The sequence below is a fragment of the Arcobacter denitrificans (SeqCode) genome, from assembly GCF_048571185.1.
Taxonomy (GTDB): Bacteria; Campylobacterota; Campylobacteria; order Campylobacterales; family Arcobacteraceae; genus Arcobacter; species Arcobacter denitrificans.
This window is the reverse complement of sequence record NZ_CP182350.1, coordinates 524487-541755: the sequence shown is the minus strand read 5'-3', so window position 1 is coordinate 541755 and position 17269 is coordinate 524487. Positions and strand designations below refer to the sequence as shown.

Sequence of the window (17269 nt, the reverse complement as noted above, 5' to 3'; positions counted from 1 at the left end):
AATTCTGTGATATGATAGTCAATTATTATAAATTATAATTATATTTTTGATTTAAATCAATGAATAATTTTTTGTTAATTAATAATATCAAAGTATGAGTACAAAAAAATTAAAAAATCTTAATTTATTAGCTATTGATGATGAAGTACTAATTCTTAATCATTTAGAAAAAAATATTTCTTATTTATGTAAAAGTTTTAAAGCTATAGATAATCCTTTAGATGCTTTAGAGTATTTTCAAAATAATAAAATAGATATAGTAATTTGTGATATAAGAATGCCAGTCATGAATGGTATAGAACTTTGTAAAAAATTTAAAGAAATAAATAAAAATATAATTATTATAATGATATCTGCATCAAATGACTCAGCATATTTGGTTGATGCAATAAATATTGGAATAAATAAATTCTTAATTAAGCCATATAGAATAAAAGAGCTTATAGTTATACTTGAAGAGTTTGCAATACAAATTAATGCACTAGTTGAAGCAAATGCATACAATAATTTTGTCAAAAACAATCTTGAAATAAAGAGTAAAGATTTTAATGAAAGTATTAACTCTTTATATCAATATGAAAATGCTATAAATAAAACAAATTTAGTAAGAAAAATCAATACAAATGGTGAAATTACAAGTGTTAATAAAAAGTTTAAAAACTTAAAAGATATAGGTAAAAACGAACTTAAAGGAAATAGTCTTTTAAACTTTAAAAAAATACTGGAAAAAATAGAAAAAAAAGCACTATATAAAACCTTGAATATATATAATGAAAAAATATACTTACACGCAACATATTTACCTATTTTTGATACAAATAAAAAAATTAAAGAGATTTTAGAGATAAATCATGATGTAAGTGAAATTTATAATTTAAATGAAGAGATTAAGAAAACACAAAAAGCAATAATATATATGTTAAGTACTGTTATTGAAACACATTCAAAAGAGACTGCAAATCATGTACAACGTGTAGTAAGCTATTCAGAAATTTTAGCAAATAAATATGGAATCTCTACACCTGAAATAGAATTATTAAAAATGGCTTCTCCTTTACATGATGTTGGAAAAATTGCTATTCCCGATTATATTTTAAATAAACCAGAAAGTTTAACACAAGAAGAGTTTAATATTATCAAGAGTCATTCATCGGTTGGGTTTAATATTTTAAAAGATTCAGATAATAAAGTTTTAAGTGCAGCTGCAATAATTGCTCATGAACATCATGAAAACTGGGATGGAACAGGCTATCCTATGAGAATACATGGAAAAGATATTAATATTTTTAGTAGAATTACTTCCTTGGCAGATGTTTTTGATGCTTTAACTCAAGATAGATGTTATAAAAAAGCTTGGAGTATAGAAAAAACTGTAGATTATATAAAAAAAGAGAGTGGGAAAAAATTTGAGCCAAAGTTAGTTAACATATTTTTAGATAGTATTAATGAATTTATTAAGATAAATCAAAAATATAATGAAATCAACTAAATTACTATTTTTTTTAGAAATCTTTTCTAAAGGTGAAGTTTTAGAAAAAAGATTACTTAGAAATCACCTTATAGCTGTTTTACTTTTAATATCTATGGTTAGTATCTCTTTTCTAATTCTTACAAGTATAATCAAAACACAACAAGACAGTTCTGGAATGATAAATATTTCAGGTAAACAAAGAATGCTTACCCAAAAAGTCCTTTTTCATTTTTACAAATATACAAAGGAAAAAAAAGAATCTTCAAAAAAAAAGGTATTTGATACTTTAGGACAATTACAAGATAGTAATAAATATCTAACAAGTAAATTTATAGATAGGGATTCTATTGGTTTTTATGATAAAAAACTGATACTCCTTTTTAATCATAAAGATGGGATAAAGGATAGATTTAAAGAGTTTAAGAATAATATCGAGGATTTTATATCTAATAAAAGTAATGTATCCATATTAAATATAGAGAATCAAGGTAAACAATTAATCAATCTTTATGATGAGAGTACTTATCAATTCCAAAAATTAGCAGAAGATAAAGTATCTGAGTTTTTAGTTTTTGAAACAACTTTATTTATAATCTCTTTAATCACAATTTTATTAGAAGCTTTATATATCTTTAGACCAGCAATATTTGAAGTTTTTACAAAGCATTCAGAACTTAGAAAATTAAATAAAAATTTGAGTTTAGAAGTTGAAAAGCAAGTTTCAATATTGAGAGAACAAGAACAACTCTTAATCCAACAATCAAAACTAGCAGAAATGGGAGAAATGCTAAGTAATATTTCTCATCAATGGAAACAACCACTCACAATACTATCTATGCAAATAGAAGAGATAGAACTGAATCTTTTAAATAATAATTTAAATAAAGCAGAGTTGAAAAGAAGTTTAGAAAATGCTTTTAAACAAATATCATTAATGTCAAATACAATTGAAGATTTTAAAAAATTCTATATGCCAGATAATGAAAAAAAAGAGTTTAATATTCATAATACGATAAAAGATATTGTTCAGATGGAACAAAGTGCATTACAAAACTATACTATTTCCCATGAAATTAAATGTAAAGATAATACTCTTTGTATTCATGGTTATGAAAGTCAGTTAAAACAAGTACTCTTAAGTCTTACAAATAATGCGATAGAACAAATTAGTGAGAAAATAGATGAAAATAGCTTAAATAAATATGCAGGAAAAATAAAATATTGTATACAAAAAGATGAAAAATCAATAATAATAATATCAGTATATGACAATGCTGGAGGGATTCCATCAAGTGTAATTGGAAATATTTTTAATCCATATTTTACAACTAAAAAAGACAATGGCGGTTCAGGGATAGGGTTGTATATGGCTAAAACAATTATAGAAAAAAACTTCAATGGTAAACTTTATGTTAAAAATGCTAAAAAAGGAGCAAAGTTTTTTTTAGAATTACCAATCTCTTAATAATAATTTTCTTGAAGATATAAATGTAAATAAATCAGTTTTATTAACTATTTCATCATTATTTACATTTTTTTCTACTTGAGTATTATTTTTGTTCAATAACCTCATATTTGTTATCACTGTTTTTCTTTATTTTTTTATCTTTTGAAAATATTTTTTGCACATTTAATACTTCATTTCTATCTACTAAACAGGTCATGCTATTTTCCAAAAGAGAGCCTTTTGAAGGATCGTTTAGCGGTATTTTGAAGGTTACTTGCATATATTTCATTTTTCTTACTAAATGCATGACAGCCAAAGAGAGTAATACAATTACTAAGATGATAAGAGTACCAAGTATTAGCGTTAAATTTACTACATTTTTTTCTCCATCTTCTATTCCACCTAAGATAGCTACACGAATTGAAAGAAGTAACAGACCAATTATAGCTATAAAAATAGCTAGTAAAATTCTAGCACTTTTAATATCCCATTGCTTTTGTTTAATAAAGTCCACATATTTCCAAGTAAAAATCATAGATATTAAGATATATGTTATAAACAATATCACTGTTGACATCCTTGTCCTCCTTTAAGTATTACATAATTAATTGTACAACTTTTTTTTTAAGTAACCCTTTTAGAGATAAAAACTCTGGAGACAATAATGTTATTTGCTAATTAATTGCACATTTACAATATATAATTTATTTTAGTTAAAACTTATGTGATTACAATATTTGTATAGTTATTAATTATAAGGATAATCTTATGTTAAAAATTTTTATAATCAATGCCATACTCTCCTTGTCATTATTTTCGCAAAATATTTTAGAATTTAAGAGTGAAAATATGACAATATCTGTAGAGAAAATTGCTTCAAACTTAGGAATAGTATGGGGCATGAGTAGTTTAGATAAACATAGAGTTATTTTGAGTTTAAAAAAAGGTCAATTTGTTATATTGAATACAAAAAATAAAACTCTAACAGCTCTCAAAACATCTTTAGACTTGTTTTCACATGGACAAGCAGGTTTGCTTGATGTAAAAGCTTCACCTACTTTTGAAAAAGACCAAATGATATTTTTCACTTATGTAAAAAATATGAACAATCAAGGTGTAACAACACTTGTAAAAGCAGAGTTAATTAATAAAAAACTACAAAATATCCAAGATATATTGGTAACTCAATCTCTAAGTGATACAACTAGACATTTTGGAAGTAGAATTACATTTGATGATAAAGGGCATATCTTTTTTTCAGTAGGGGATAGAGGAGTGAGACCCAATGGCCAAAATTTAGGTACTCATGCAGGCTCAATCATTAGACTCAACCTAGATGGAACAGTTCCTAAAGATAATCCTTTTATAAATCAAAAAAATGCTCTACCTGAAATTTATAGTTTTGGTCATAGAAACCCCCAAGGACTCTTCTTTTATAAAAAAACTCAACAACTATTTAGTGGAGAACATGGACCAAGGGGTGGTGATGAAATCAATATTATTAAAAAAGGTGTAAACTATGGTTGGCCAGTTATCTCATATGGAAAAGAGTATTGGAATCCACTGCCAGTAGGTGAAGATACACATAAAGAAGGAATGGCTCAGCCAATTAAATATTATGACCCTTCTATTGCTCCTGGTTCCTTAATCATCTATGAAGGTGCAGAGTTTAAAGCATGGAGAGGAGATATTTTCCAAGGTGCTTTGAAACTCACTCATTTAAATCGTATTGTTATTGATAAAAACAATAAGGTCATAAAAGAAGAGCGTCTTTTACAAAAGTTAGATGAACGTATTAGAAATGTTATTGAAGATAAAAAAGGTAAGCTTTATATTTCAACAGATAGTGGAAATATTTACAGACTTTTTTTAAAAACAAAATAATATAAATGTTCAGTAAAATTTATCTTTTTATAAGTTGTAAAAAGTTTCTCAAAAAGCCTTATAGAGGCATATCTCTAGATCTAAATTTTGCTGATAAAATTTTTTGATTAAATATAAAAAATTGAATGATTTATTTTACCATTTTTTAATCATACATGCACTATCATCACGAAAAATAAAAGGAATGTAATGGAACGAACAAAATCAGTATTTATAGCTATTTCTTCACTATTCTTTTCTATTGGTTTTTTAGCCATTGGATACGGGATGATTATGACTTTTATTGGTGTTTTTCTTAAAGAAAACGGAACATCAGATATGGTTATTGGGCTTATTAATGCTGCATTTTTTTTAGGTGCAATGGCATCTGCAATTTTTTCTCAAAAAATTATTTCTACTATTGGTCATATACGAAGTTTTGTTACCTTTGCTTCTTTGATGGTCATTACATTTTTACTTCATTCTTTATTTTTAAATGAAGCATTTTGGGCAATACTTCGACTTATCTCTGGATTTGCTTATTATGGTTTATTGATTATTTTGGAGAGTTGGCTAAATGAAAAAAGTTCAAATGAACAAAGAGGTCAGATACTAGCTATTTATACTGCTGTATTTTATCTTTCAACTGCTGTTGGACAGTTATTATTAAATATTGAAGATGATTTTAAACATATGATTTTTTCTATTGGTGCTGTATTGGTACTTTTTTCTGTAATATTTATAGCAATGACTAAGATTAAAGAACCAACTCTTCAACCTTTTGAAAGATATAGTTTTCCAAAACTTTATAATATTGTACCTCTTGCTGTAACGGGTAGTTTTATTAGTGGTTTTTTTATTGGTGGTTTTTTTACAATGGTGCCACTTTATATTTTAAAAGTTTTTGATTCTAAAGAGGTTTTGTCTTTATTTATGACTTTTACTCTTTTGGGAGGACTGCTTTCACAATGGCCTATTGGTAAGCTTTCTGATATTTATGGTAGGCGAAAACTTATTGCATTTACTGGGTTTTTTACTGCAATTGTCTCTTTGATGTTTATATTATTGCCTCCAAGTGAAACAATGATATATTTTTTAGGTGCTTTATTGGGAATTAGTATTTTTTGTATTTATCCTTTAAGTTTGTCTAGAGCAAATGATGTTATTGATGAAAATAAAGATATTGTAGAGATTAGTAGAGCTTTGCTTTTTGCATATGGTATGGGCTCATTTTTTGCACCTGTTGTTATTGGATTAGGGTTTAACTACTTATCACATCAGATACTTTTTATTATGTTTCTTATTTTAGGTATATATTTAGCCTTATATTCTTTATCAAGAAAACGTGTTGAAGATGATCACATGAGTGTATTCGTATCTGTTCCAGTTGCATCTGGTGCTGTAATACCAGAATTTGACCCAAGGCAAGATCAAGAATGGGTTGATGAACAGCAATCTAATAATTAAATTTTAGTTTAACTTTTAAATAATATAGATATAATCTTTTTTTTATTTAAGGAAATAGCTTGAAAATGAGAAATTTTGTTGTTTTATTATTGTTAATCTCTTTTCAAGTACTGCGTGCTGAAGAGTTAAAAAAAGTAACTCTTCAACTCTCTTGGTTTGATCAATTCCAATTTGCAGGGTATTATATAGCTAAAGAAAAAGGCTTTTATGAAGAGTTAGGCTTAGATGTTGAAATAAAACCATTTGCCTTTGGAATAAATGTTCCCAATGAGGTAGATGAAGGAAGAGCTAATTTTGGAATTGGCAGAGAGACTTTAATCTTAGATAGGGCAAAGGGCAAAAGAATAGTTGCGCTTTATGCTTTGTTTCAAGCTACACCTTTAATTTTACTTACTTCAAATGATTCAAATATTAACAAGGTTGAAGATTTTGTTAATAAAAAAATAATGACCACATCTGATGACTCTAGTGAAGTCTCTATAAAAGCTATGATTAGTTCAAAAAAAGTAAAAGTTGAGCAATTACACTTTATAAAACATACTCACAATATAAATGATTTAATAAACAAAAATACAGATATTATTTCTGCATATATTTCCAAATCTCCTTTTGAATTAGAAGAAAAAGGAGTTCCTTACAAAGTATTTGACCCAAAAGATTATGGCTTTGATATGTATAGTGACTTTTTGTTTACCAGTGAGAATATGATAAGTAATGATTTAGATACAGTAATAGCTTTTAAAGAGGCATCCTTAAAAGGATGGGAATATGCTTATTCAAATATAAAAGAATCAGTTGACTTAATTTATAAAAAATACAATCCCCAAAATATATCAAAAAAAGCATTACAATATGAAGCAAAAGAGTTAAAAAAACTCTCATATCATCATACAAAAACTATTGGAAAAATTAAAGAAGAAAAAGTACAAAGAATATATGACTTGTACAATGTAATGGGTTTGATTCCTCAAAAAATAGAAACTAAAGAATTTGTATACTATGAGGACAAAAATAAAAAAATATCTTTGACAAAAGAAGAAAAAAATTATTTAAATGAAAAAAATTCTTTTAAAGTCTGTGCACATCCAAGTCTAAAACCATATAGTTATTTTGATAATCAAGAGTTTAAAGGCTTTGTCTCTGATTATTTTGATGTAGTATCAGAAAAAACAGGAATAGAGTTTGAAATAATAAAAAGTGATGATTTTAAAAACTCTGTAGATTTGTTTAAAAATAAAAAGTGTGATATACATAGCTCTTTATCAAATGCAGAACATAGAAAAGAGTATGCAAATTTTACTAAACCATATTTTTCTATTCCTTTTGTTCTTATTTCTAGATTAGACTTTCCCTTTATTGATAGTTTAAGTTCATTAAAAGATAAAAAAATTGGAATAGTTGGTAGTTATAATATTAGTAAAAGAGTAAAAAAGAAGTATCCAAATATAGAATTTGTAGATGTAAAAGATTTAGATGAGGGTATTGAAAAAGTATTAAATGAAGAGATTGATGGACATGTTGATGTTCTTTATAGTTCATTATATAAGCTGTATGATAAAAATAATTTTGAACTAAAGATTTCAAATAAACTTGATATTGGTGGATCTCTAAGTATTGGGGTGAGGAATGATGATAAATATCTTTTCAATATAATAAATAAAGCTACAAATAGTATAGATGATGAGAGTATTGATAAGCTTATTAAGCCATGGCTGACGGTTGAGTATAAAAAAAGTACTGATTACACTCTTTTATGGGAAACATTGGCTGTAGTTGCAGTGATTATTTTGGCATTGTTATATAGACAAAGAGTATTAAAAAATGCAAACCAGTCTCTATATGAGAAAGTAGAAGAAAAAACTGAAGAGTTAAAAAATATTAATAAAAATCTAGAACAAAGAATTAAAGAAGAAGTAGATGATAATTTAGCAAAAGACAAGCTTTTACAGCGTCAAACAAAAATGGCTTCAATGGGTGAAATGATAGAAAATATTGCTCATCAATGGAGACAGCCTTTATCGGTAATTAGCACAGGAGCTAGTGGTATAAAACTAAAAAAAGAGATGGGTAGGTTAGATGATAAATACCTCTTTTCTTCTTTAGACTCTATAACTAATTCTGCACTTTATCTTTCACATACAATTGATGATTTTAGATTTTTCTTTAAACCAAATAAAGATAAAAAAATTTTTATTTTAGAAAACTGTTTTCAAAAGACTTTAAATATTATAAGTTTTAAATTTGCAAATGAAAATATAAAGATAATAGAAAATATAGAAGAGATAAAGATATTAGGCTATGAAACAGAGTTAATACAAGTATTAATGAATATCTTAAATAATGCAAAAGATGCGCTAGTGGGACAAGAGTTAGAGGATAAACTTATTTTTGTTGATATTTATAAAGAAAATAATAATACAGTTATCAAAATAAAAGATAATGCAGGTGGAATTGATTCTAAAATAATCGAGAAAGTATTTGAACCATATTTTACAACGAAACATAAAAGTCAAGGTACGGGTATAGGATTGTATATGTGTAATCAAATTGTTTCAAAACATATGAATGGTCTATTAGATGTATCAAATGTAGACTATATGCATAACAACAAAAAGTACACAGGTGCAGAGTTTAAAATAATTTTTTATGACTAATAATTTAACTTTTGATATAATTACTTTATATTATTAAATTAGGAAGTACTATTTGAATTGGTTAGATATAGATAAAAAACATGTTTGGCACCCTTATAATTCTCTTCCCTCTAAAACAAAACTTTTAGCAGTAAAAAGAACTGATAAAACTTTTATATTTTTGGAAGATGAGACAAAACTTATAGATGGCATGAGTTCATGGTGGAGTGCTATTCATGGATATAATCATCCCAAATTAAATGAAGCATTAAAAAAACAAGTTGATATTATGCCCCATGTTATGTTTGGAGGACTTGCCCATGAAAATGCAGCAAAACTCTCTAAACTTTTAGTTGATTTGACAGGATTAAATTCAGTATTTTTATGTGATAGTGGCTCGGTTTCTGTTGAGGTTGCGTTAAAAACTGCCATACTTTATCAAAAAGCAAAAGGAAAAGAAAAATATAAATTTCTAGCTTTGAATAATGCCTACCATGGAGATACTTTGGGTGCAATGAGTGTGTGTGATCAAAAAAATTCTATGCACTCAATTTATGGCTCATATCTACCACAGCATATTTTTACAAAAGAGCCAGAGTTTGGGATTGAAAGTGATTGTACAAATTCCATAAAAGAGTTAGAAGATAAGTTTGAAAAACACCATGAAGAAATAGCAGGATTTATCCTTGAGCCAATTGTTCAAGGGGCAGGTGGTATGAGAATATATAATCCAAGCTATTTACAAAAAGCAAGAGAGTTATGTACTAAATATGATATTTTATTAATAGCAGATGAAATTGCAACAGGCTTTGGACATACAGGAAAAATGTTTGCTTGTGAACATGCAAATATAAAACCAGATGTATTGACCCTTGGTAAGGGACTTACTGGTGGTTATATGACTATGGCTGCAATGATTACATCAAAAGAGGTAAGTGATACTATCTCAAATAGCCAAATGGGTGTACTAATGCATGGTCCCACATTTATGGCTAATCCACTAGCTTGTAGTGTTGCAATCGCTTCTATTGAGTTACTATTAGAATCATTTTGGGAAAAAAGAGTTCAAAACATAGAAAAAATATTTTCAGATGAACTAAAAAATGCAAAAGATTTAAAGCTAGTAAAAGATATACGAAATATAGGAGCTATTGGTGTAATTGAGCTTAACGATGACTCTTATGCTCAAGAGATTCAAGATTATTGTGTGAAAAATGGAGTATGGATAAGACCTTTTGGAAAGCTTATTTATTCTATTGTTGCTTACACTATAAATGAAGAAGATTTAAGAAAAGTTATTAGAACTATGATTGAAGCAATAAAATCAATAAAGAGTTAAGATGAAAAAAGAGGGTTTTAAAAAGCTAATCACAAACTTACCACAACACCCTGGAGTGATGGGACGAGATAGGTTTTTTAATAGTGCAGTTTTAATACCATTTGTAAAAATTAAGGGTGAATATTTTATTCTTTTTCAAAAAAGAGCAGCTGGTATAAAACAAGGTGGAGATATCTGTTTTCCAGGTGGTGGCTTTGAGGAAGGTATTGATAAAGATTTTAAAGATACAGCACTAAGAGAGACCAATGAAGAGTTGGGGATTGCTAAAAAAGATATAAAAATTATAGGGCAACTTGATACCATGGTTGCTTCATTTGGAACTATAGTAGAACCTTTTGTTGGACTAATAAAGAAAAAAGCTATCAAAAATATGAAACTTGATAAAAATGAAGTTGAAAAAACATATTTAATTCCTTTAGATTATTTCAAACAAAATGAACCAGATATTTATAATCTCAGAACTGAAGTAAAACCATACCATATAGATGAACATGGTAATAAAGAGGTTTATTTTCCAGTTGATGAGTTGAAACTTCCAGAAACTTACCAAAAACCTTGGGGAAATAAAAAACATAAAGTATATGTATATAAGTATAAAAAGCGAGTTATTTGGGGATTGACAGCAGTTATTTTAAATGATTTATTGAAAAAGTATTAAAATACTTATAAACAAAGACTAAATACTATTTATTTATAATAATGTAAATACACAAAAAAGGATAAGTCATGATTTCTAGAATTCACAATATAATCTCGGACCTTTTTAGTAATTTTCAGTCTATATTTTTACTATTGGCTAGATTAACTCTTGCATATGGGTTTTATGAACCAGCAATGAAAAAGTGGTCTGATATAAGTGGTATTGCACAATGGTTTGGTTCATTGGGAATTCCTTTCCCTACATTAAACGCATATATGGCTGCTACAACAGAACTTTTAGGGGTTGTATTGCTTACTCTTGGGTTATTTACTAGATTAATCTCTATACCTTTAATAGTTGTTATGCTGGTTGCAATTTTTACAGTACATATTGGAAATGGTTTTAGTGCAGGAGATAATGGATTTGAAATACCATTGTATTATTTACTATTTTTAGGTATTTTTTTATCACATGGTGCAGGAAAAGTTTCAGTTGATAATTTTATATTTAAAAAATAGATAATTATTATTAATTTGATTTTGATATAATTTAAATCTTACATCTAATAATATTTGTAAAATAGTTTAAATTAAGTAGGAATCATGAATAGAGTAATAATTAATAATAAAGAGATATTTCCTTCAAAAGTTGTATGTATTGGAAGAAATTATGTTGAACATATAAAAGAGTTAAACAATGAAACACCTGAAGAGATGGTTTTTTTCATTAAACCTAACTCTGCTATAAGTAATCAACTTTTTTTTCCAAAGTTAGCAAAATCATGCCACTATGAAGCTGAAATATCTTTTTTGATTGAAGAGAATAAAATATCAGCTGTTGGATTTGGATTAGATTTGACATTAAGAGATATTCAATCAAAGTTAAAACAAAAAGGTCTTCCTTGGGAGAGAGCCAAATCTTTTGATAATGCGGCAGTTTTCTCAGAATTTGTAAACTTCAAAGATGACATTTCAGAACTTGGTATTGAATTATATATAAATGATGAACTAAAGCAAAAAGGTGATGTATCTATGATGATAAACAAACCTTCTGAAATAATAGAAGAGTTTTGTACTTTTTCATCTTTTGAAGATGGAGATATTATGATGTCTGGAACACCAAATGGAGTTGGACAGTTTAAAGTGGGTGATCATTTTATTGGAAAGATATTATGCAAAGATGAGATATTGCTTGAAGTTAAATTTGAAGTATTCCCTTCTCATTAAATTTGAGTTTAATTAAACAAATAAACTATATTTAATTTTTATAAGAGAACTTTTTTTCTTTTGATAAACTTTTCAAAATTAAATATAGGATTTTTATATGCCATTTAATAAATTAACCGATGAAGAGATTAGAGTAATAGAAAAAAAAGGTACAGAGCGACCTTTCTCTGGAAAATATTATGACTTTTATTCAGAAGGAATTTATAAGTGCAAGAAGTGTGATACAAAATTATACTCTTCTAAAAGTAAATTCAATTCTGGATGTGGTTGGCCAAGTTTTGATGATGACTTAGGAACTGTAAAAAGAGTACCAGATGCTGATGGCAGACGAGTTGAAATTGTTTGTGCAAATTGTGGTGCTCACTTGGGTCATGTATTTGAAGGGGAAGGGTTTACTTCTAAAAATACAAGACACTGTGTAAATTCTATTTCAGTAAACTTTGATGATGAAGATAAATCAAATAAAGAACAAGCTGTATGTTATTTTGCTGCTGGATGTTTTTGGGGAGTTGAATACCACTTTGAACATTTAGGTGGAGTATATAGTGCAGTTTCGGGATATATGGGTGGAGATACACTTCAGCCAAGCTATGAAGATGTGTGTACTGGAAGAACGGGACATCTAGAAGTTGTACAAGTTGAGTATGATAAGAAAAAAGTCTCTTTTGAAGAGTTAGCAAAACTTTTTTTTGAAATTCATGATTTTACTCAAGAAAACGGTCAAGGTCCAGATATAGGCTCTCAATATCTTTCTGCAATATTTTATAAAGATGAAGAGCAAAAAAATATCTCTTTAGAACTTTTAGATGAGTTGGAAAATAGAGGGTTTAAAGTAGCTACAACGCTAAGAGAAGCTACAACATTTTATGAAGCAGAAGAGTATCACCAGGATTACTATGACAAGCACCATAAGGTGCCATATTGCCATACTTATAAAAAGATATTTTAGTTAGCTATTCCTAAAATATAATAAATTGGCTTTTCACTTATTTGTTCAACTTTTACACCATACTTATTAGCCCAGTGAGAAACCTCTTCATGAAATTCTTCTAGGATTTCATTTGAGTCATTTTCATCACATTTGATTTTTAAAAATTCAGTTTTATTTGATAAAGTTACATATGCATTCATCTTTTTTAGGTGATCGTTTAAACTAATTATATGTTTTGCAAACTTATCAAAATCTTTTGTACTTTGTATCATTATTTCTGCTTTTTTTAGTGCACTCTCACTTTTTGAGTAACCCAATTGTGACAAGACAACTTCAGGTGACATAGTTAATTGCATATTAATCCTTTAATAAAATATATTAGAGTAAATATAGCAAAATAGAATTGAAATATTGTTTAATATTTTATTTAAATCTTTTCTTTTTAGAAATATAAATTAAGTTATTATTTATATTATTTTTTGTAGTATACATGTATTTAAGGCTAAAGATGGAAAAACAAAAAAACTATAAATTTGAGATAATCTTTTTACCAATTTTAATAATAATCTTTCTTATAATAAGTATAACTGTATACAATATTCACTTAACAAAAAAGCAGTTAGAAAAACAGATAACAGATAAAAGAATTGAATACTTTGATATTCAAAAAAAATCTGTATACAATAAAGTACAATATCTAAATAGTGAAATAAAAATTGAAAATAACAAAATAGAAACTAACATTAAAGAAGAACTAGAAGAGAAAATAAATACTGCTATAAAGATTTCAAAAAATACTTTTAACGAGAATAAAAATTTATCCAAAAAACAAATTGTAAAAATTTTATCAAAAAGATTATCTCTTTTATCTTACAATAAAAATAGAGGTTATTATTATATTCTTGATAAGAACAATCAACTATTAGAACACCCTATAAAAGGAATGGTAGGTACGAGTACAAATGATGTTTTTGATGTAGATAATATAAATTTATCTACAAAGATAAGAAAAGGTCTTAAAAAAGGTGAAGTTAGTTTTGTAAAATATCATTTCTATAAGCCAAACAATCAAAAGAAAAAGTTTTTAAAGATAGTTGCAATTAAATATTTTGAACCACTTGATATCATAATTGGAACTGGTGAGTATGTTGATGATGCAATAAATGAATTTAAAAATGATTTTATTAAAAAAATCACTCAAAATAATGATATGAATAAATATGTATTTGTACTTGATATACATAATATAAATGGTGGAGATAGTTATGCAACTATGTTGGCTAATGTAAATCGAAAAGAGCTAGTTGGCAAAGTACTAGATGATGAAGTAAAAGATTCAAAGGGAAACTTTTATAGAAAAGAATATCTAAAGATTTTAAGAGAAAAAGGAGAGGGTTTTTTAAACTACTGGTATAAAAAACCAGGAGTTATAGAGCATAAAGAAAAATATACATATTTTTATCTTAATAAAGAGTGGAATTGGGTAGTTGCTTGTGGATTTTATCCTGATGATTTAGTTTCTCAAATAGAAAAATTAAATAAGCAATCAAGTGAATATTTGGAAGACTTGATTCGTAATTCACTTTTTTGGGGATTGATTTTCTCTTGTGTGATGATACTTTTGTCAACGATTATTTTTTATAAAATTCAAAGAAGAATTGGAAAGGATCAAAAAAGACTAATTCAAAGTCAGGAAAATCTAAAAAAAGCACAACAAATATCAAAAATTGGATCATGGAGTTATAACTTTGATACTAATGAGATAATCTTTTCAGATGAAATTTATGAAATCTTTGAAATAGATAAGAATAGTAAAAAACCGACCTATGAGCTATTTTTATCTTTTGTTCATAATGATGATAAAAATAGAGTTAATACTGTTTTTGAAAAGTTATTAAAAAATAAAAAATCCCATGAAATTATTCACAGAATAAAAGTAAAAAAGAAAATAAAATGGGTAAATAATCAAAGTGAAGTATTTATTGAGAAGAATAATACTATTGTAATTGGAACACTGCAGGATATAACTGAAAAATATGAAAAAGATAAAAAGATTGAAGAACAATCAAAGCTTCTATTTAACCAGTCAAAAATGGCTGCTATGGGAGAGATGATAGAAAATATTGCCCACCAATGGAGACAACCTTTATCTGCTATTTCAATAAGTGCTAGTGGAATGAAATTAGAGAATGATTATAATCTTTTAGATAGTAACAAACTTACAACTGGCTTAGATAATATTATTGATAATACAACATACTTATCTAATACAATTGAGGACTTTAGAAAGTATTTTGCAAAAGATAAAGTAAGAACAAAATGCAATATAAAAATTGTATATCAAAATACTATTAAACTTTTAAAATCAAAATTTGATAGTTTGGATATAGAGATAATAGAAGATTGTGAAGATTTATATTGTACTACTTTAGAAAATGAACTTGTACAATGTTTAATGAATATTTTTAATAATGCCCATGATGTTTTAGTGAAAAATGGCACATCAAAAAAATTAATTTTTGTAAAAATTTACAAAAAATATGATAACGTAATAATTAGTATAACAGATAATGCAGGTGGAATAAATGATGAAATAATCCAAAAAATATTTGAACCATATTTTACAACAAAGCACAAGGCACAAGGTACAGGGATTGGCTTATATATGACACGAGAAATTATAGTTAAGCATTTAGGTGGGTTTATTAAGGTAAGAAATGTAAATTTAAACTTTGAATCTGTAAAATATATAGGTGCAAACTTTAAAATATCTTTACCTCTTGATAGAAAATAAAAAACTTAGGATAATAAATGAATTTTAAAAACTATGTTATACTTATAGTTACTTTTTTACTACTTACCTTTTCAATAGGTTCTTCTATTTTAAATTATATGAAATCACTTGAAGAAACCCAAGTAGAGTTAAAAGAGCGTTCATTACCTCTATCAATTGATAATATATACACAGAAGTACAAAGAAATCTAATAGAGCCAACCTTAGTATCTTCAATGATGGCAAATGATACTTTTCTAAAAGATTGGATAATTCATGATGAAAGTAAAACTGATAAAATAACTAGGTATCTTGAGAGTATAAAAAATAGACATAGTGTTTTTAGTACCTTTTTAGTTTCTGATAAAACTGATAATTACTATACTTCAAAAGGTTTACTTGAAAAAGTAAAAAAAGACAATCCTAACAATGCTTGGTATTTTAAATTTAGAGATATTCAAGATAATTATGAAATAAATTTAGATTTTAACAAATACTTAGGTGACTCTTTAATTATGTTTATTAATTATAAAATTTTTGATGATGATTTTCACTATTTGGGAGCTACTGGAATAGGGATAAAAATCTCATATATAAATGAGATGTTAAAACACTTTAGACTCAAATATAACTTCAATGTTTTTTTTACAGATAAAGATGGAAATATTGTACTTTCAGAACGAGAAAACAGTGATATAGGAAAAGCCCAAAGTATAAAAGATCTAAGTTTAGATAAGGGTGTGTTAGTTGAAAATTCTAAAGTTATAGAGTATAAAAAAGATGGAAAAGCATATATTCTAAATACTAAATATATAAAAGAGTTAAAGCTATATCTATTTGTAGAAGCAGAAATAGATAAGTTTACACAAGAGTTAGAAAAGACTTTTTATACCAATCTTTTAATATCTTTACTTGTAACAGCGATTATTATATTGATAATTTTGTATACGATTAAAAGTTACAATAAAAAACTAGAAAACTTAGCTTCTTTTGATAGTTTGACACAGTTGGCTAATAGAAGAAGCTTTAATGGATATTTTGAGAAATCCCTTAAACTTTTTAATAGAGATAAAAATCCTAGGTCGATTATATTTTTTGATTTAGATAATTTTAAAACAATAAATGATAACTATGGACATTTGGTTGGAGATAATGTTTTAAAAAGAATTGCAACAATTTTAAATCTTCAAATTAGAGATTCTGATAGTACATCAAGATGGGGTGGAGAAGAGTTTTTAATTTTATTAAATGATTCAAATGTTGAACAGAGTTTTCAAGTTGCTCAAAAGTTAAGAGCAAGTTTTGAAAATGATCTTGAGTTGAGTAAGCTAGTAAATGGTTCAGTAACAGCTAGTTTTGGTGTTACTTCATTTAAAAAAGATGATACAATTGAAAAAGTTATTTCAAGGGCTGACCATGCTTTATATGCTGCTAAGCATAGTGGTAAAAATAGAGTTGAGAAAGAGATATAGGAGAAGT

14 protein-coding genes are annotated in these 17269 nt (G+C 26.7%); 12 read left to right on the top strand and 2 right to left on the bottom strand.

Annotation, left to right across the window (positions count from 1 at the left end; genetic code table 11):
• Nucleotides 1–94 precede the first annotated feature (94 nt).
• Both ACNI28_RS02815 and ACNI28_RS02810 read left to right on the top strand, forming a co-directional pair.
• Complete coding sequence (locus tag ACNI28_RS02815) at nucleotides 95–1489, top strand: HD domain-containing phosphohydrolase (RefSeq protein ID WP_419765381.1); 1395 nt, start codon at nucleotides 95–97, stop codon at nucleotides 1487–1489.
• Complete coding sequence (locus ACNI28_RS02810) at nucleotides 1476–2936, top strand: sensor histidine kinase (protein ID WP_419765379.1); 1461 nt, start codon at nucleotides 1476–1478, stop codon at nucleotides 2934–2936. Before ACNI28_RS02815 ends, ACNI28_RS02810 begins: the two co-directional genes overlap by 14 nt.
• An 85-nt stretch (nucleotides 2937–3021) precedes the next feature.
• On the opposite strand, the gene ACNI28_RS02805 is transcribed toward ACNI28_RS02810, so the two are convergent.
• The gene (locus ACNI28_RS02805; protein ID WP_419765378.1) at nucleotides 3022–3495 is read right to left on the bottom strand and encodes a hypothetical protein; all 474 of its coding nucleotides are present in this window, start codon (nucleotides 3493–3495) and stop codon (nucleotides 3022–3024) included.
• 191 nt (nucleotides 3496–3686) lie between these two features.
• Here ACNI28_RS02805 and ACNI28_RS02800 point away from each other — a divergent pair, with 191 nt between their 5' ends.
• From ACNI28_RS02800 to ACNI28_RS02765, 8 genes are all read left to right on the top strand, one after another.
• On the top strand, nucleotides 3687–4802 hold the full coding sequence (locus tag ACNI28_RS02800; RefSeq protein ID WP_419765377.1) for a PQQ-dependent sugar dehydrogenase: 1116 nt from the start codon (nucleotides 3687–3689) through the stop codon (nucleotides 4800–4802).
• A gap of 189 nt (nucleotides 4803–4991) precedes the next feature.
• Complete coding sequence (locus ACNI28_RS02795; protein ID WP_419765376.1) at nucleotides 4992–6248, top strand: MFS transporter; 1257 nt, start codon at nucleotides 4992–4994, stop codon at nucleotides 6246–6248.
• Nucleotides 6249–6313: 65 nt separating this feature from the next.
• The gene (locus ACNI28_RS02790; protein WP_419765375.1) at nucleotides 6314–8902 is read left to right on the top strand and encodes an ABC transporter substrate-binding protein; all 2589 of its coding nucleotides are present in this window, start codon (nucleotides 6314–6316) and stop codon (nucleotides 8900–8902) included.
• Nucleotides 8903–8954: 52 nt separating this feature from the next.
• Nucleotides 8955–10220 (top strand): adenosylmethionine--8-amino-7-oxononanoate transaminase, encoded by a 1266-nt coding sequence (gene bioA / locus ACNI28_RS02785; RefSeq protein WP_419765374.1) that lies wholly within the window; start codon nucleotides 8955–8957, stop codon nucleotides 10218–10220.
• Nucleotide 10221: 1 nt separating this feature from the next.
• Nucleotides 10222–10878, top strand: a complete 657-nt coding sequence (locus tag ACNI28_RS02780; RefSeq protein ID WP_419765373.1) for an NUDIX hydrolase — start codon at nucleotides 10222–10224, stop codon at nucleotides 10876–10878.
• Nucleotides 10879–10946: 68 nt separating this feature from the next.
• Nucleotides 10947–11378 carry an HvfX family Cu-binding RiPP maturation protein gene (locus ACNI28_RS02775; protein ID WP_419765371.1) on the top strand — a complete coding sequence of 144 codons (432 nt, stop codon included), beginning with the start codon at nucleotides 10947–10949 and terminating at the stop codon, nucleotides 11376–11378.
• 84 nt (nucleotides 11379–11462) lie between these two features.
• Nucleotides 11463–12086 (top strand): fumarylacetoacetate hydrolase family protein, encoded by a 624-nt coding sequence (locus ACNI28_RS02770; protein WP_419765370.1) that lies wholly within the window; start codon nucleotides 11463–11465, stop codon nucleotides 12084–12086.
• Between the two features lie 97 nt (nucleotides 12087–12183).
• Complete coding sequence (locus ACNI28_RS02765; protein WP_419765369.1) at nucleotides 12184–13035, top strand: bifunctional methionine sulfoxide reductase B/A protein; 852 nt, start codon at nucleotides 12184–12186, stop codon at nucleotides 13033–13035.
• On the opposite strand, the gene ACNI28_RS02760 is transcribed toward ACNI28_RS02765, so the two are convergent.
• Entirely contained in the window at nucleotides 13032–13373 is a 342-nt protein-coding gene (locus ACNI28_RS02760) for a hypothetical protein (RefSeq protein WP_419765368.1), read from the bottom strand. The two genes, ACNI28_RS02765 and ACNI28_RS02760, sit on opposite strands and share 4 nt — an antisense overlap.
• A 152-nt stretch (nucleotides 13374–13525) precedes the next feature.
• Here ACNI28_RS02760 and ACNI28_RS02755 point away from each other — a divergent pair, with 152 nt between their 5' ends.
• Nucleotides 13526–15811: a sensor histidine kinase gene (locus tag ACNI28_RS02755; protein ID WP_419765367.1), complete on the top strand. Its 2286-nt coding sequence runs from the start codon at nucleotides 13526–13528 to the stop codon at nucleotides 15809–15811.
• 17 nt (nucleotides 15812–15828) lie between these two features.
• On the top strand, nucleotides 15829–17262 hold the full coding sequence (locus tag ACNI28_RS02750) for a sensor domain-containing diguanylate cyclase (RefSeq protein WP_419765366.1): 1434 nt from the start codon (nucleotides 15829–15831) through the stop codon (nucleotides 17260–17262).
• Nucleotides 17263–17269 lie beyond the last annotated feature (7 nt).

Excerpts from the sequence above, each read along its gene's own strand:
- ACNI28_RS02815 (WP_419765381.1), top strand. The coding sequence starts at position 95 with ATGAGTACAAAAAAATTAAAAAATCTTAATTTATTAGCTATTGATGAT.
- ACNI28_RS02810 (WP_419765379.1), top strand. The coding sequence starts at position 1,476 with ATGAAATCAACTAAATTACTATTTTTTTTAGAAATCTTTTCTAAAGGT.
- ACNI28_RS02805 (WP_419765378.1), bottom strand. The coding sequence starts at position 3,495 with ATGTCAACAGTGATATTGTTTATAACATATATCTTAATATCTATGATT.
- ACNI28_RS02800 (WP_419765377.1), top strand. The coding sequence starts at position 3,687 with ATGTTAAAAATTTTTATAATCAATGCCATACTCTCCTTGTCATTATTT.
- ACNI28_RS02795 (WP_419765376.1), top strand. The coding sequence starts at position 4,992 with ATGGAACGAACAAAATCAGTATTTATAGCTATTTCTTCACTATTCTTT.
- ACNI28_RS02790 (WP_419765375.1), top strand. The coding sequence starts at position 6,314 with ATGAGAAATTTTGTTGTTTTATTATTGTTAATCTCTTTTCAAGTACTG.
- ACNI28_RS02780 (WP_419765373.1), top strand. The coding sequence starts at position 10,222 with ATGAAAAAAGAGGGTTTTAAAAAGCTAATCACAAACTTACCACAACAC.
- ACNI28_RS02775 (WP_419765371.1), top strand. The coding sequence starts at position 10,947 with ATGATTTCTAGAATTCACAATATAATCTCGGACCTTTTTAGTAATTTT.
- ACNI28_RS02770 (WP_419765370.1), top strand. The coding sequence starts at position 11,463 with ATGAATAGAGTAATAATTAATAATAAAGAGATATTTCCTTCAAAAGTT.
- ACNI28_RS02765 (WP_419765369.1), top strand. The coding sequence starts at position 12,184 with ATGCCATTTAATAAATTAACCGATGAAGAGATTAGAGTAATAGAAAAA.
- ACNI28_RS02760 (WP_419765368.1), bottom strand. The coding sequence starts at position 13,373 with ATGCAATTAACTATGTCACCTGAAGTTGTCTTGTCACAATTGGGTTAC.
- ACNI28_RS02755 (WP_419765367.1), top strand. The coding sequence starts at position 13,526 with ATGGAAAAACAAAAAAACTATAAATTTGAGATAATCTTTTTACCAATT.
- ACNI28_RS02750 (WP_419765366.1), top strand. The coding sequence starts at position 15,829 with ATGAATTTTAAAAACTATGTTATACTTATAGTTACTTTTTTACTACTT.